Genomic DNA, 567 nt, shown 5'->3' with positions numbered 1-567 from the left:
GGCTGTCGTCGTCGACGAGGTGCACGCCTTCGCAGGGGACGACCGCGGCTGGCACCTGCTCGCCGTACTGGAACGCCTGGAGCGGCTGACCGGCCGTCGCATCCAGCGCGTCGGCCTCTCCGCCACCGTCGGCAACCCCGACACGCTCCTCACCTGGCTCCAGGGCGCAAGCCCCGCCGACCGGCCCGGCAGAGTCATCGCCCCCGCCGTCACCCTGCCCGCCAGCGCGGACGCCGCAAGCACCACCGACGTCCCGCGCCCCGCAGGGGAGGTGGAACTCGACTACGTCGGCTCCCTCGCCAACGCGGCAAAGGTGATCTCCGCTCTACACCGGGGCGAGAAGCGTCTTGTCTTCTGCGACTCCCGCAAACAGGTGGAAGAACTCGGCGCCGCACTCCGCGCCCGCGACGTCACCGTGTTCCTCTCTCACGCCTCCCTCTCCACCGACGAACGCGCCCGCTCCGAGCAGGCGTTCGCAGAGGCCCGCGACTGCGTCATCGTCTCCACCTCCACCCTGGAACTCGGCATCGACGTCGGCGACCTCGACCGCGTCATCCAGATCGACTC

General features: G+C 70.7%; 1 protein-coding gene. It reads left to right on the top strand.

What is annotated here, in order from left to right:
• A partial coding sequence (locus tag KUM32_RS38575; RefSeq protein WP_302185247.1) for a helicase-related protein occupies nt 1-567 on the top strand: 567 nt, incomplete at both ends.

This window comes from Streptomyces sp. AC627_RSS907 (assembly GCF_019049165.1).
The sequence above is the reverse complement of the archived record's forward strand: the minus strand, read 5'-3'. Positions and strand labels throughout refer to the sequence as shown.